This is a genomic window from Kitasatospora sp. NPDC056783 (assembly GCF_042789895.1).
In the GTDB taxonomy this organism is placed as follows: Bacteria; Actinomycetota; Actinomycetes; order Streptomycetales; family Streptomycetaceae; genus Kitasatospora.
Map to the genome: position 1 here is coordinate 17343 of NZ_JBHUAF010000055.1, position 14880 is coordinate 32222.

Here is a 14880-nt window from a genome sequence, read left to right on the forward strand (position 1 = left end):
CGTCGAGCCGGATCGGGGCGAACTGGCGTGAAAAGGACGGTCAGTTCACGTCCTGTGAAGGATCGGTGGCCGCAGCCTTCGTCCCTCCCGCACCAGCGTTCGCACCCGCCCCACCCGTCCCACCGGGGCCGAGCATCAGCGGGGTGTCGAGCGGAATGTCGAAAGTGCTCGGCAGCCCCGGAGCCCGCTCGCGGCCCGCGTTGGCGATCAGCACCGCGAAGTACGGCAGCAGCACAGCGCCCGCCAGGGCGGTGAACGCCAGCACCCGCTGGACGTCCCACAGCACCACCGCGAGCAGCACACAGGCCGTTCGGACCAGCATCGAGATGACGTAGCGGCGCTGGCGTCCCCGGACGTCCTCGGTGAGGCTGCTGCGCGCTCCCGTGATCCGGAAGACCCGCCCGTCGTCGGCGCTCTTTCCCATGTGTCCTACCGCCCTCGTCGCGCACCCGCGCGCCTGGCCGCGCGGCCTCCTCACGGTACGCCCGGGCACGGGCCGCGACGAGACCGGGTGCGCGGCACCCACCCGGTCGGGTACGCCAAGGGCCTGTCCGGCGGAGCGGACAGGCCCTCCGGTCGCGGGCGCCCGAGCGGCCCGGTGGGCTACGAGCGCCGGGAGAGGTACCGCGGCGGCACGGCGTCGGTGAGCCAGACGCCGTTCTCGCTGAGCCGGAACTCGTGGCCGGCCACCGCCATCGCCGCCGCGTGCACCGTCAGCACCACCGGACGGCCGTGCCGCCCGCCGACCCGGGTCGCCGTCTCCGTGTCCGCCGAGAGGTGGACGTCCCGGCGGGCCATCGGGAGCAGGCCCTCGCGGAAGATCGCCGCCAGGTGCCGGTCGGCGGTGCCGTGGTAGAGCACCGGCGGCGGCACGGCGGCGGCCAGACCGAGGTCGACCGCCACCGTGTGGCCCTGGTTGGCGCGGATCGAGAGACCGTCCGGCGAGTAGCCGAAGCGGCGCTTGTCGTCGGTCGCGACGATGTGGTCCAGCTCGGCCCGGGTGAGCGGTCTGCCCCGTGCGGCGAGCCCGGCGAGCAATTCGTCGACCCGGACCCAGCCGGCCCCGTCCGGCGTCACCCCGACCAGAGCGGGCTCGTGGCGCAGGACGCGCGACAGCATCTTGCTCGACCTGACCAGGCGCTTCTCGTCCATCATGTCTCTCGTATCCCCCCGTCGGTCGGTGGCTAAGAGGCCTGGCTGACCGAACTCATGTTGAAGTCCGCGACACGCACCGGTGGCATCGCGGTGCGGGTGACGTAGTCGTTCCACTCGCGGGGCAGGCAGCGCTCGGTGCGGCCCACCTCGGTGATCCGGTCCAGCAGGCCCACCGGGGACTCGTTGAACCGGAAGTTGTTGACCTCGCCGACGACCTCGCCGTTCTCCACCAGGTAGACGCCGTCCCGGGTGAGGCCGGTGAGCAGCAGCGTCGCCGGGTCCACCTCGCGGATGTACCAGAGGCAGGTGAGCAGCAGGCCGCGCCCGGTGCGGGCGATCATCTCGTCCAGGGTCGGCGCCGACTGCTGGTCCGCCGTCTCCAGCACGAGGTTGTCGATCGCCGGGCGCAGCGGCAGGCCGGTGAGGGCGGCCGCGTGGCGGGTGGTGATCAGGTCGTTCAGCACGCCCTCGCGGATCCACTCGGTGGCGTCGATCGGCTGGCCGTTGTCGAAGACCGAGGCATCGGCTCCGGTGAAGTGGGTGAGTACGAACGGCGCGGCCTCCAGGCCGGGCTCGCGCGGGTCGGAGCGCAGCGTCAGCGGCAGGCCGCCGAGCCTGTCGCCGAGCCGGGTGCCCCCGCCGGGCTTGGAGAAGACCGTCCGGCCCTCGTGGGCGTCCCGGCCGCCGGAGGCCCAGTTGAGACAGACCAGCAGGTCGGCGACGGCCGAGGGCGACAGCAGCGTCTCGTAGCGGCCGGCCGGCAGGTCCACCTTGCGGGCGCCCCAGCCGAGCCGCTTGGTCAGCTCGGTGTGCAGGGCGGCGACGTCGACGTCGGCGAAGTCCCGGGTGCCGGCGCCGACCCAGGCCGAACTGGACAGGTCGGCGGTCTTGGCGTTGATCTCGACCATGCCGGTGGGCTGGTCGTGGCGCAGCCGCAGGCCGGTGGAGCTGCCCAGGTAGCTGGACGTCACCTCGTGCCGGGCGAAGCCGTACAGCAGCTCGCCCTGGGCGGCGGCGCGGGCGAAGGCCTCGCCGAGGGCCGGGCCGAAGGCGTCGAACACCTCGATGGAGGTCAGCGCGGGCGGCTCGGTGAAGTCCGGTGAGGAGGGCCGGTCGGCGATCAGCGGCTGGGCGTCCTCGGCCGGGCCGGCCGCGCGGGCGGCCTCCTCGGCGGCCCGCACCAGCCCCTCCACCTCCTGCGCGGTGACGGCCGAACGGGAGACCACACCGGAGGCGGTCCCCTGGGTGCCGGCCACGGTGGCGATCACGGTGAGACTGCTGCCGCGGGTCACGCCGTTGGTGGTCAGGGCGTTGCCCGCCCAGCGCAGGTTGGCGGTCGACGCCTCGTCGGCGATCACCACGCAGCCGTCGGCGCGGGAGAGGCCGAGCGCCAGCTCGACGAGTTCGTGGGGCTGCTTCGCGGTCATCAGTGACCCGCCTCCTGCTGGGTGTTGAGCACGTTGACGTTCCGGAACAGCGCCGACGGGCAGCCGTGGCTGACCGCCGCGATCTGCCCGGGCTGCGCCTTGCCGCAGTTGAAGGCGCCGCCGAGGCGGTAGGTCTGCGGGCCGCCGACCGCGGCCATCGAGCCCCAGAAGTCCGTGGTCGTGGCCTGGTAGGCGAAGTCCTTGACCTGCCCGGCGAGCTCGCCGTCCTTGATGGCGTAGGCGCGCTGCCCGGTGAACTGGAAGTTGTAGCGCTGCTGATCGATGGACCACGAGCGGTCGCCCACGATGTACAGGCCCTTCTCCACCCCGGCGAACAGGCCCTCGGTGTCCGGTCCGTCGGCCGCGGGCCGCAGCGAGACGTTGGCCATCCGCTGCACCGGGACGTGCGACGGGGAGTCCGCGAAGGCGCAGCCGTTGGAGCGCTCGAAGCCCTTCAGCGCGGCCATGCCGCGGTCGAGCTGGTAGCCGACCAGCACGCCGTCCTTGACCAGGTCCCAGGACTGGGTGGCCACACCCTCGTCGTCGTACCCGATGGTGGACAGGCCGTGCTCGGCGGTGCGGTCGCCGGTGACGTGCATCAGCTCGGAGCCGTACTTCAGCGAGCCGAGCTGGTCGAAGGTGGCGAAGGAGGTGCCGGCGTAGGCGGCCTCGTAGCCGAGCGCGCGGTCCAGTTCGGTGGCGTGGCCGATCGACTCGTGGATGGTCAGCCAGAGGTTGGTCGGGTCGACGACCAGGTCGTAGCGGCCGGCCTCGACGCTCGGCGCCTTCATCTTCTCGGCCAGCAGGACGGGCAGTTCGGCGATCTCCGCGTCCCAGTCCCAGCCGTCGGCGGACGCCCCCCGGACCCCCGCGACGAACTCGTAGCCGCGGCCCACCGGCGGGGCCAGGGTGCGCATCGAGTCGAAGGCGCCGGTGCGCTCGTCGACCGAGGTCGCCTCCAGCTCGGAGTGGACCCGGATCCGCTGCTGGGTGGTCATCGTGCCCGCGGTGTCCGCGTAGAACTTGTTCTCCTGGACGGTCTCCAGGAACGCCTGGACGTGCGAGACGCCCACGGCGGCGAGCAGCTCGGAGCTGCGCTCGGCGAGCAGCGCCGTCTTCTCGGCGTCCGGCACCTCGAAGGGGTTGAGCTCGTACGCGGAGACCCAGGTGACGTCCCGGTACACCGGCTCGTCGGCCAGCTCGACCCGCTCGGTGGAGCCGGCCGCCCGGCTGATCCCGCCGGAGAGCCGGGCCACCGCGACGGCCTGCTCGGCGACCAGGGCCGCCCCGCCGGAGGTGAGGTCGACACCGGCGGCGAAGCCCCAGGCGCCGTCCAGCAGCACCCGGACGGCGAAACCGAGCCGCACGCTGTCGGAGGTGCCGGCCGGACGCGCGTCGCGCAGCCGCCAGGAGGCACTGCGGATCCGCTCCAGACGGAAGTCGGCGTGGCTCGCGCCCAGTTCGCGGGCGCGCGTGAGGGCCACGTCGGCGAGGGCGCGCAGCGGCAGGGCGAGGAACAGCGGGTCGACGGCGCGCCCGTGCGGGGCGCCGGAGCTGTCGGCCGGACGGATCGGAGGCAATCGGGCTCCCAGGTCGCGGAGGGTGACGGTGCGGGCGCGGGGGCGCCCCCACCGCATCATTTCCCGTCCACCGGGTTTCCGGCCAGCGCATTCAGACCGGTGTGCTCCGGTTTCGGAGAGCGCGGTTCGTGTGCCGACCCGTTCTCCTGGGACCGCCGCCTCCTCCTCCGGGCGGTGGAGGGGCTTCTGCGGGCGACGGACGGGCGAGTCAGCCGACGCTCTCCCACCAGCCGTCCGGCTCCGGCGGGTTGTCGACGTCCACCCGCTCGCCGGGGCGCGGCACCGCCAGCGGGACCGCCTGGTCCTTGGCCGCCTTCACCAGCCGTTCGATCGGTTCGGACCACGGGTGCAGGCCCAGGTTGAAGGTGCACCAGTGGACGGGCACCAGCAGGCCGGCCGCCAGGTCCCGATGCGCGAGCACGGCGTCCTCGGGCGTCATGTGGATGTCCGCCCAGGCCTCGTCGTAGGCGCCGATCTGGACCAGCGCGGCGTCGAACGGGCCGTGCTGCTCGCCGATCCGGGCGTAGCCCTCGAAGTAGCCGGAGTCACCGGTGTAGAAGACCTTGCGGCGCGGGCCGGCGATCACCCAGGAGCCCCACAGGGTGGTGTTGCGGGTCAGCCCGCGGCCGGAGAAGTGGTGCGCGGAGGTCAGGGTGAGCACCAGGTCGCCCAGGGTGCAGGTCTCGCCCCAGTCCAGCTCGATGATCCGGTGCTCGGGGACTCCCCAGCGGCGCAGGTGGGCGCCGATGCCGAGCGGCACCGCGAAGGGCGCGGACTGGCTGCGCACCAGGCGCTTGACCGTCGCCATGTCCAGGTGGTCGTAGTGGTCGTGCGAGATCAGTACCGCGTCGACCGGCGGCAGCTCCTCCAGCTCCACCGGCACCGGGTGCAGCCGCTTGGGGCCGACGTGCGCGGCGGGGGAGCAGCGATCGCTCCAGATCGGGTCGAGCAGCACCCGGAAGCCCTCGACCTCCACCAGCGCGGAGGCGTGCCCGTACCAGGTGACCTCCACACCCTGGGCGGCCGGACCGGGCGGGGTGGCGGGGCGGACGGTCGGCACCGGGTGGGCGGGGACGCGGCCGGCCCGCTCGAACAGCATCCGGCGGGCGGTGGCGCCGTCGAAGCCGGGGGCCCCCGCGGTGCGGGCGAGCGCGGAGGGCGCGTTGTGGAAGACGCCGTCGCGGTACTGCGGGGAGTTGCGCACCCGCTCCTCGCGCTCGCCGTCCGGCCGCCGCCCGAACGCCGCCGGCAGGTCGCGCAGCGACCAGGCGGCCGCGCCCAGGCCGGCCGCCAGGGCGGTGAGGGCCAGCAGTCGTCCGCGTCGGTGGGTGCTCCCGGGCCGTGCCTTGGTCATCCGCTCTGCCTTCGTCGCTCGCCGGGATGGTCGGGAATCGGTACGGCCGATCCCGGGCCGGCGAGCACCACGGGGGCAACGGGTGCGCCGGTGCGTGTTGTTCCCGTACAGTCGCCCCGATCCGGGCAACGCCCGGGCCTGGGCGATGTCCGCCACCGGGGTGACCTGGACGGGTGCGGATTGTCGGATTGCGACAGATCCGCCGGGGCGGCGCTGTGGGAGCCCGATGCGCCGCCGCCGCCGACCGCCCGATAGCGTCACACTGCGTACGCGATTCTGTGTACGTGCTCACACACGGAGAGAGGTGGATCGTTGAGCCGCTCGGTTCTCGTCACCGGAGGAAACCGGGGCATCGGCCTCGCGATCGCCCAGGCCTTCGCCGAAGCGGGCGACAAGGTGGCCATCACCAGCCGTTCGGGCGAGGTGCCCGAGGCACTGGCCAAGTACGACGTCCTCGCGGTCCGCTGTGACATCACGGACGCCGCGCAGGTCGACGCCGCCTTCACGGAGATCGAGCAGAAGCAGGGCGCGGTCGAGGTGCTGGTCGCCAACGCGGGCATCACCAAGGACACCCTGATGCTGCGGATGTCCGAGGAGGACTTCACCTCCGTCCTGGACACCAACCTGACCGGCACCTTCCGGGTGGTCAAGCGCGCCTCCAAGCTGATGATGCGCGCCAAGAAGGGCCGCGTCGTGCTGATCTCCTCCGTGGTGGGCCTGTCCGGCTCCCCGGGCCAGGCCAACTACGCCGCCTCCAAGGCCGGCCTGGTCGGCTTCGCCCGGTCGCTGGCGCGCGAGCTCGGCCCGCGCAACATCACCGTCAACGTGGTCGCCCCCGGCTTCGTCGACACCGACATGACCGCCGTGCTCAGTGACGAGCGCCGCGCGGAGATCGTCGCGGGCGTGCCGCTGGGCCGCTATGCGGCGCCCTCCGAGGTCGCCTCCACCGTGCGGTTCCTCTCGTCGGACGAGGCCGCGTACATCACCGGAGCCGTCGTTCCCGTCGACGGCGGATTGGGCATGGGTCACTGATCATGAGTGGAATCCTCGAAGGCAAGCGGATCCTGATCACCGGTGTGCTGATGGAGTCCTCCATCGCCTTCCACACCGCCAAGCTCGCGCAGGAGCAGGGCGCGGAGATCATCCTCACCGCCTTCCCGCGCCCGAGCCTCACCGAGCGGATCGCCAAGAAGCTGCCGCACCCGGTCAAGGTGCTGGAGCTGGACGTGTCCAACGCGGAGCAGCTGGCCGGCATCGCCGACCAGGTCCGCGAGCACCTGCCGACCCTGGACGGCATCGTCCACTCCATCGGCTTCGCGCCGCAGGACGCGCTGGGCGGCAGCTTCCTGGACACCCCGTGGGAGTCCGTGGCCACCGCGATGCACGTCTCGGCGTACTCGCTGAAGTCGCTCACCACGGCGCTGCTGCCGCTGATGCAGGACGGCGGGTCGGTGGTCGGCCTGACCTTCGACGCGCAGTTCGCCTGGCCGCAGTACGACTGGATGGGCCCGGCCAAGGCCGCCCTGGAGTCGACCAACCGCTACCTGGCCCGCTACCTGGGCGAGCGGAACATCCGCTGCAACCTGGTCTCGGCCGGTCCGATCGGCTCGATGGCCGCCAAGTCCATCCCGGGCTTCGGCGAGCTGGCCGACACCTGGAACCACCGCTCCCCGCTGAAGTGGGACCTGAGCGACCCGGAGCCGGCGGGCCGCGGCATCGTCGCGCTGCTGTCGGACTGGTTCCCGAAGACCACCGGTGAGATCGTTCACGTCGACGGCGGTCTGCACGCCATCGGCGCCTGACGCTCCGCCCGTACACCGCTGCCCCGGCGCTCCCTCGTGGGAGGGCCGGGGCAGCGGTGTCTCGTCGGGAGGGGGTCGGGTGGGGAGCCGGGGCGCGGGCCCGGGCCGGGGGCGGGTCCCGGACGGGTGGTCAGACCTCGGTGGGTGGTCAGACCTCGGCGGGGGCGCAGACGCCGATGGCCCGGCCGGCCTCGACCGAGGCGCGCTGGGCGTCGCCGGACCGGATGGCCTCCAGGATGGTGTGGTGGCCGATGTAGCGCTCGGCGATCAGCTCCGGGCCCACGTCGTGCCGCAGGTGCTCGCGGGTGACCTCGCCGAGGTCGGCGTAGACGGCGAGCAGGACGTCGTTGTGGGCGGCGGCCACCACGGCCTGGTGGAAGGCGGCGTCGGCCTGGATGAAGTCCTCGGCGTCGCCGGACTGCCAGGCGGCCTCCCGGCGGGCCAGCGAGCCGTCCAGCATCTCCAGGTCGCGCGCGGTGCGGCGGTGGGCGGCGAGGCCCGCCGCGGAGGTCTCCAGTGCTGCCCGCAGCTCGGCGACCTGTGCCTGGTCGGCGTCGGCGAAGCGGCGGTGCATGACTCCGGCCAGCTCGCTGGTGGCCAGGACGTAGGTGCCGGAACCCTGCCGGATGTCGAGCAGGCCGTTGTGGGCGAGGGCGCGGACGGCCTCCCGGACGGTGTTGCGGGCGACGCCCAACTGCTCGACCAGCGCGGCCTCGGTGGGGATGCGGGAGCCGACCGGCCACTCCCCGGACGTGATCTGGGCACGCAGTTGTGCGATCACCTGATCGGACAGCGGGGTGCGCCTCGGGGAGGACAGCGCCACGGGGACTCCTTGCGACTACGGCTCGGGTGGGGGCCTGGGTGGAAGGGGGGCCGGTGGAGAACGGTCGGCACATCATGCCAATTCCAGGATGCATCAATTCATCCCATCATTCTATGATGATCCTCATGCCCGCAGCTGACACCACCGCTTCCTCCTCCCGGACCGGGACTCCGCCACCACAGACCGAGCGGCCCGCCTCCGGATCCGCCAAGTACCTGGGCGTGCTGTTCGCCGTCGCGATCGCCGCCGCCGCCATGAACCTGCGTCCCGTGGTCACCAGCCTCGGGCCGATGCTCGACCCCGTCCGCGCCAGCCTCGGGATGAACCCGACGCTCGCCGGGCTGCTCACCGCCGTCCCGTCGCTGTGCTTCGCGCTGTTCGGCTTCGCCGCGCCCGTCGCGGCCCGCCGGATCGGCCCGATCGCCGTGATCACGGCCGGCATGGGCGCGATCACCGCCGGCGTACTGGCCCGCTCCTTCGCCGGCGGTACCGCGGTCTTCCTGCTCTTCACCGCGCTCGCGCTGGCCGGTGTGGCGGTCTCCAACGTGCTGCTGCCGGTGGTGATCAAGCGGTACTTCCCGGAGAAGGTCGGTCCGATGATCGGCCTGTACTCCATGGCGCTGTCCGCCGGCACCGCGCTGGCCGCCCTCGTCAGCGTGCCGCTGACCAACGCGCTCGGCGGTGACTGGCGCTACGGCCTGGGCGTCTGGGCCGGACTGGGCGCGCTCGCCCTGCTGCTCTGGCTGCCACTGTTGATCGCCAAGCGCGAGCGCGGCGAGCGTGCCGACGGCGCTGCGGCCCCCGTCAGGCTGCCGATCACCCGCAGCCGCACGGCCTGGGCGCTGGCCGGCTTCTTCGGCCTCCAGGCCACCGGCGCGTACGTGGTGATGGGCTGGCTGCCGAAGATCTTCCAGGACTCGGGCATCGACAAGGGCACCTCCGGGGTGCTGCTCGCGGTCACCATGGTGATCGGCGTACCGGTCTCCTTCGTCCTGCCCAACCTGGCCGCCCGGCGCGGCGACCAGCGGCTGTTCGTGGTGGTCCTGGCGGCCTGCGGCATCGCCGGTTACGCCGGACTGGCACTCGCCCCGGCCGGGGCGCCATGGGTCTGGGCGGTCCTGGTGGGCCTGTCCAACTGCGCCTTCCCGCTGGTGCTGACGATGATCGGGCTGCGCGCCCGGACCGCGGGCGGGGTGGCGCAGCTGTCCGTCTTCGCCCAGGGCTTCGGCTACCTGATCTCCGTCCCGGGCCCGATCCTGATCGGCCGGATCTACCAGGCCACCGGCGAGTGGTACTGGCCGCTGGGCTTCCTCGCTCTGCTGCTGGTGCCGCAGATGCTGTTCGGCCTGCGCGCGGCGCGGGCCCGGCACATCGAGGACGAGGCGGTGCACCCGGTGGAGCAGGAGCAGGCCAAGGCGTGACGCCGACGGGCGGGTGCGGTGGGGGCGGGGCCCGACAACGAAGGCCGAGACCCGACAGCGAGCGCCGGGACCTGGTGGCGAAGGCCACAACCTGACGGAGAAGGTCAAGGCCCGGCCAAGGCGGCGGGGCCAGCGGACGGCGGGCGTGTTCGGGATGGGAGAATCCCGGACATGCCCGTTCTCGATCCCAACCCCACCGACGGCCGCAAGCAGCTCGGCCGCATCGCCCTCGCCATCGTCGCCATCGCGGTGCTGGTGTCGATCATCGCCACCATCGCCTCCTCGATCGGCTGACGGACGCCCGTACGCCACCGGGCCCATGCGTCACCCGGCCCGCACGTACCCGGCCCGTACGCCGCCTGACGCCCTTCCGGACGGGGCGTGATGGCACTCCTCGCCCCTCGGAGTGGCGGCACCCGGGAGCATCGCGCCCCCGGGCCGCTTTTCTGCCAAGCTTGCTGGGTATGAGCGCCGACACACCCCGCAGGATCATCGTTCTCCGCCACGCCAAGGCCGACTGGCCGAACGGGGTGGACGACCACGAGCGGCCGCTGGCCGACCGGGGCCGCCACCAGGCCCCGGATGCCGGCCGCTGGATGGTCGACTCCGGCATCAACCCCGACTACGTGCTCTGCTCCACCGCGCTGCGCACCCGCGAGACCTGGAAGCTGGCGGCGCACGAGCTGCCCAAGCGGGCCCGCAAGACGGTGTACGAGGACCGGGTCTACGAGGCCAGCCCCGGCGAGATCATCGCCGTGATCCAGGAGACCCCGGAGGAGTACTCGGACCTGGTGCTGGTCGGCCACAACCCGGGCGTGCTGGGCCTGACCCAGGTACTGGCCGGGGACGCCGGAGACCGGGACGCGCTGGAGCGGCTGCGGCTCGGGGGCTTCCCGACGGCGGCGATCGCGGTGCTCAGCTTCAAAGGCTCCTGGAAGGGCGTCGAGCCGGGCACGGCCGAGCTGGTCTCGTACCACACCCCGCAGGACTGACCTCGGCGACGCCCGGGGGAGCCAAGCCCCGCGGCGTCCGTGAGGGACGGGTCCGGGAACATTCATGAGGGGCGCGCGGAATTGATCCGCGCGCCCCTCGGTGCGTCCGCAGGCCCTTCTCGTGGGTGGGCCTCACTCCATCGGCCCTGACCAGGGCGAGCCCTCTCGGGAGGACCCCGCTTCGACCGGGCTCTACTCGGTCGGGGTGCCGTGCAGCGCGTCGGCCGCCTCGACCTCCTCGCGGGTGATGCCCAGCAGGTACAGCACGGTGTCCAGGAACGGCACGTTCACCGCCGTGTCGGCGGCTTCGCGCACCACAGGCTTGGCGTTGAACGCCACCCCGAGCCCGGCCGCGTTCAGCATGTCCAGGTCGTTGGCGCCGTCCCCGATCGCCACCGTCTGCTCCAGTGGCACCTTCGCCTGCTCGGCGAAGCGGGCCAGCCAGCGGGCCTTGCCCGCCCGGTCCACGATCTCGCCGACCACCCGGCCGGTGAACCTGCCGTCCACCACCTCCAGGGTGTTCGCGGCCGCGAAGTCCAGCCCCAGCTGCTCCACCAGATGGTCGGTGACCTGGGTGAACCCTCCGGACACCACCGCGACCTGGTAGCCGAGGCGCTGGAGCGTGCGGATCAGGGTGCGCGCGCCCGGCGTGAAACGGACCTCGGCGCGCACCTTCTCGGTCACCGAGGCGTCCAGCCCGGCCAGCAGCGCCACCCGGGCCCGCAGCGACTCGGCGAAGTCCAGCTCACCGCGCATCGCCGCCGCCGTCACCTCGGCGACCTTCTCCTCGCAGCCCGCGTGGGCGGCGAACAGCTCGATCACCTCGTCCTGGATGAGAGTGGAGTCGACGTCCATGACCACCAGGCGCTTGGCCCGGCGCTCCAGGCCGGCGGCGACCACCGCGACGTCCACCCGCTGGGTGGCCGCCTCCTGGGCCAGCGCGGCCCGCAGCTCGTCGGTGGCCACACCGGAGACGGCCAGCTCGACCGCGGTGACCGGGTACTTGGCGAGCCGGAAGACACGGTCGATGTTGCCGCCGGAAGCGGTGATCCGGGAGGTGAGCGCGGAGACGGCGGCGGCGGTCAACGGGTTGCCGAGCACCGTGACGTGCGAGCGGCCCTCGCGGCGCGGCCGGTTGTCACCGATGCCGGAGAGGATCTCGGCCTGGAGCTTCTGTTCGTCGGCCCAGCGGTGGACGGTGGCGCGCAGCCCACCCTCGGCACCGGGGGCGGGGGGAGGAGTGACCAGGGCGCACAGCGTGATGCGGCCACGGGTGACGACCTGCTCGATGTCGATGACGTCGACGCCGAAACCGGCCAGCGTCGCGAAGAGGCCGGCGGTGATGCCGGGGCGGTCCTTGCCGAACACCTTGACGAGCAGGGTGCGCTCGTCCGCGGTCCGGTGCTGGGCGGCGGGGAGGGGCTCAGCGGCCAGGGGCGATGCGTTCATGGTGCCTCCCACGCTACCGGGCGCCCGGCGGCCCAGGAGCACCCGTCCCACCTCGCGGGACGCGGGGGCTCCAGGGTCGGTAGCAGCCTGGTCACAGTCACCCGGGGTGACTTTCATCGGCGGTCGGCAGGCTGGAATGATTCCCCCCGTCAGTCAGAGGAACAGCGCACCCCCGGCCGGGGGCCACAATTCGGGGGAACCGAGAGAGCGGGGCAGGCGAGCAGTGCCGCAACTCGTCATAGAGATCAACGGACAGCAGCGGACTCTGGAGCCCGGGCGGTCCTACACCATCGGGCGCAACCCGCAGTCGGACTTCCCGTTCGACGACGCCAGGGTCTCCTGGCAGCACGGGACCATGAGCTTCAACGGCAGCGGTTGGCAGCTGGACGACCACGGCAGCACCAACGGAACGTACGTGGCCGGTGCCCGCACCATGCAGGCCCAGCTGTTCCCCGGTGCCGTGGTCAACCTCGGCAACCCGGACAACGGCCCCCGGCTCGGCTTCTCCGCACCCGCGCACGCCGCCGCCCCGCAGACCGGTGCTCCGCAGACCGGTGCTCCGCAGGACACCCCGATGCACGAGGCCGTCACCAGCCGCGGCCCGGTGCCCACGCCCCAGCGGCCCGCCCCGCAGCAGGGCTGGCCGCAGCACGATCCGTACCAGCAGCAACAGCAACAGCAGCCGGTGTGGCAGGGGCAGCCGCAGGCCCAACAGGCGTTCCCGCAGCAGCAGTACACGCCGCCGCAGGCCCAGCCGGTGCAGCAGCCCCAGCACGGCGATTTCCCCCAGCAGGGTTTTCCGGCGCCGCCGCAGCACAATGGCGGTGGGGGGCCGCAGCCGACCGTCATCCGCAACCTGACGTCGACCATGCGCACCGTCCGGATCGGCCGTGCGCTCGACAACGACATCGTGGTGTCCGACCTTCAGGTCTCCCGCCACCACGCCGAGCTGCGCCAGCTCCCGGACGGCCGCTACGAGATCATCGACCTCGGCAGCCACAACGGCATATTCCTCAACGGCCAGCGGGTACAGCGCCAGCTGATGGGCCCGCAGGACCGGCTGACCGTCGGACACTCCGGCTTCGTCCTGGTCGGCGACCAGCTCCAGGAGTTCGTCGACACCGGCGCGGTCTCCTTCTCCGCCCGCCACCTGACCGTCGAGGTCGAGCACAAGGGCGGCAGGAAGATCCTGCTCAACGACGTCAGCTTCGGCGTCCCCGAGAAGTCCCTGGTCGCGGTCATCGGCCCGTCCGGCTCCGGCAAGTCAACGCTGCTGCGCGCCCTCACCGGCTACCGCCCGGCCGACCGCGGCGAGGTCCTCTACGACGGCCGAAACCTCTACAAGCAGTTCGCCGAGCTCCGCTCGCGCATCGGCCTGGTGCCGCAGTCCGAGATCCTGCACCGCGAGCTCACCGTCCGGAAGGGCCTCAAGTACGCGGCCCAGCTGCGCTTCCCCGGCGACACCGAGGCCCGCGAACGCGACGCCCGGATCGACGAGGTGCTGTACGAGCTGCGCCTGGACAAGCGTGCCGACAACAAGATCACCGCGCTCTCCGGCGGCCAGCAGAAGCGCGTCTCGGTCGCCCTGGAACTGCTCACCAAGCCCTCGCTGATCTTCCTGGACGAGCCCACCTCGGGCCTCGACCCGGGCATGGACCGAGAGGTCATGCAGATGCTGCGCGGCCTCGCCGACGACGGCCGCACGATCCTGGTCGTCACCCACTCGGTGGCCGAACTCGCACTCTGCGACCGGCTGCTGGTGATGGCGCCGGGCGGCTCGGTGGCCTACTTCGGCCCGCCGGACGAGGCGCTGCACTTCTTCGGGTACGAGACCTGGGCGGATGTCTTCCAGGCCTTCGAGAACTACCCGGACCACGACTGGGCCGGCCGCTACCGGGGCTCCGTGCACTACCAGCAGTACTCCGCGCCGACCGTGGAGGCGGGCGAGGTGCAGCACGCCCAGGTCGCCCAGGAGGCCGTCAGGCCGCCGAAGCCGCAGAGCTGGGGCTCACAGCTGTGGACGCTGATGCGCCGCTACATGTCGGTGCTCGCCTCGGACCGCGGCTTCCTCGCGCTGTCCGTACTGCTGCCCGCCGTCATCGGCGCGGTCAGTGTGCTGGTGCCGAACGAGGCAGGGCTGGCGCCCAACCCGAAGTCACAGCTCCACCTCAACAGCGGGGCCGCGACGATCATCATGATCCTCGCGATCGGCGCCTGTTTCTCCGGAGCGGCCAACTCGGTCCGAGAGCTGATCAAGGAACGGGCGATCTACGAGCGGGAACGAGCCACCGGCCTCTCCCGCTCGGCGTACATGATGTCCAAGGTCATCGTGCTGGGCTTCTTCAGCGTGATCCAGGGCGCCCTCATCTCCGCCGTCGGCTTCCTGCCGCGCAAGCTCCCCGAAACCGGCCTGATCGTGAAGAACCTGCCGGTCATCGAGATGACCATCGGCATGATCCTGCTCAGCTTCACCGCGATGATGTTCGGCCTGATGATCTCGGCCCTGGTGAAGACCGCCGAGAAGACCATGCCGCTGCTGGTCATGTTCGCCATCATCCAGGTCGTCTTCACCGGCTGCCTCTTCCAGATCTTCAGCAAGCCCGGCCTGGAGCAGGGCGCGTGGCTGATGCCGGCCCGTTGGGGAACCGGCATCGTCGCCACGACGCTTGACCTGTCCACGTTGATGGGGCCCTGGAACAAGGACTTCCAGAACCCCAACTACGACCCGCTCTGGAAGCACAGCGTCGCCCAGTGGGCGATCGACGCGGGCGTGCTGGTCGTCATCTCGGTGGTCATCGGCATCGTCGTGACCCGGCTCCAGCGCCGGCACGAGCCCGAGGTCATGCAGAAGGGCTGAGCCCTTTCTCCGGCGGTGCG

General features: G+C 72.1%; 13 protein-coding genes. 6 read left to right on the forward strand and 7 right to left on the reverse strand.

The genetic code is table 11. The features are described 5' to 3' along the window. Positions 1-40: 40 nt before the first annotated feature. From ACFRMQ_RS11600 to ACFRMQ_RS11620, 5 genes are all read right to left on the reverse strand, one after another. Positions 41-424, reverse strand: coding sequence for a DUF3099 domain-containing protein (locus ACFRMQ_RS11600; RefSeq protein WP_380729553.1), 384 nt, complete (start codon positions 422-424; stop codon positions 41-43). Positions 425-603: 179 nt separating this feature from the next. After that, complete coding sequence (locus ACFRMQ_RS11605) at positions 604-1152, reverse strand: RNA 2'-phosphotransferase (protein WP_380729576.1); 549 nt, start codon at positions 1150-1152, stop codon at positions 604-606. 32 nt (positions 1153-1184) lie between these two features. Then, positions 1185-2582, reverse strand: coding sequence for a metallopeptidase TldD-related protein (locus ACFRMQ_RS11610; protein WP_380729555.1), 1398 nt, complete (start codon positions 2580-2582; stop codon positions 1185-1187). After that, on the reverse strand, positions 2582-4162 hold the full coding sequence (locus tag ACFRMQ_RS11615) for a TldD/PmbA family protein (RefSeq protein WP_380729558.1): 1581 nt from the start codon (positions 4160-4162) through the stop codon (positions 2582-2584). The genes ACFRMQ_RS11610 and ACFRMQ_RS11615 overlap by 1 nt, the downstream gene beginning before the upstream one ends. Positions 4163-4370: 208 nt before the next feature. Further along, complete coding sequence (locus tag ACFRMQ_RS11620) at positions 4371-5516, reverse strand: MBL fold metallo-hydrolase (protein WP_380729561.1); 1146 nt, start codon at positions 5514-5516, stop codon at positions 4371-4373. A gap of 312 nt (positions 5517-5828) precedes the next feature. On the opposite strand from ACFRMQ_RS11620, the gene fabG reads away from it, so the two are divergent. Both fabG and fabI read left to right on the forward strand, forming a co-directional pair. Beyond that, positions 5829-6548: a 3-oxoacyl-[acyl-carrier-protein] reductase gene (gene fabG / locus ACFRMQ_RS11625; RefSeq protein ID WP_380729563.1), complete on the forward strand. Its 720-nt coding sequence runs from the start codon at positions 5829-5831 to the stop codon at positions 6546-6548. Between the two features lie 2 nt (positions 6549-6550). Next, positions 6551-7318: an enoyl-ACP reductase FabI gene (gene fabI, locus ACFRMQ_RS11630; RefSeq protein WP_380694267.1), complete on the forward strand. Its 768-nt coding sequence runs from the start codon at positions 6551-6553 to the stop codon at positions 7316-7318. Between the two features lie 148 nt (positions 7319-7466). Here the strand turns inward: fabI and ACFRMQ_RS11635 are convergent, their stop codons facing one another. After that, positions 7467-8141, reverse strand: a complete 675-nt coding sequence (locus ACFRMQ_RS11635; protein ID WP_380729566.1) for a FadR/GntR family transcriptional regulator — start codon at positions 8139-8141, stop codon at positions 7467-7469. 125 nt (positions 8142-8266) lie between these two features. Between ACFRMQ_RS11635 and ACFRMQ_RS11640 the strand changes: the two genes are divergently transcribed. The 3 genes from ACFRMQ_RS11640 to ACFRMQ_RS11650 all read left to right on the forward strand — a co-directional run bounded on the left by ACFRMQ_RS11640 (position 8267) and on the right by ACFRMQ_RS11650 (position 10554). Further along, entirely contained in the window at positions 8267-9562 is a 1296-nt protein-coding gene (locus ACFRMQ_RS11640; RefSeq protein WP_380729568.1) for a CynX/NimT family MFS transporter, read from the forward strand. Between the two features lie 171 nt (positions 9563-9733). Next, entirely contained in the window at positions 9734-9856 is a 123-nt protein-coding gene (locus ACFRMQ_RS11645; RefSeq protein ID WP_380729570.1) for an SGM_5486 family transporter-associated protein, read from the forward strand. 170 nt (positions 9857-10026) lie between these two features. After that, the gene (locus ACFRMQ_RS11650; RefSeq protein ID WP_380729572.1) at positions 10027-10554 is read left to right on the forward strand and encodes a SixA phosphatase family protein; all 528 of its coding nucleotides are present in this window, start codon (positions 10027-10029) and stop codon (positions 10552-10554) included. Between the two features lie 192 nt (positions 10555-10746). Here ACFRMQ_RS11650 and serB read toward each other — a convergent pair whose 3' ends face one another. Beyond that, complete coding sequence (serB, locus tag ACFRMQ_RS11655) at positions 10747-12003, reverse strand: phosphoserine phosphatase SerB (protein WP_380694257.1); 1257 nt, start codon at positions 12001-12003, stop codon at positions 10747-10749. Positions 12004-12226: 223 nt separating this feature from the next. Here serB and ACFRMQ_RS11660 point away from each other — a divergent pair, with 223 nt between their 5' ends. Beyond that, entirely contained in the window at positions 12227-14860 is a 2634-nt protein-coding gene (locus ACFRMQ_RS11660) for an FHA domain-containing protein (RefSeq protein ID WP_380729574.1), read from the forward strand. Positions 14861-14880 lie beyond the last annotated feature (20 nt).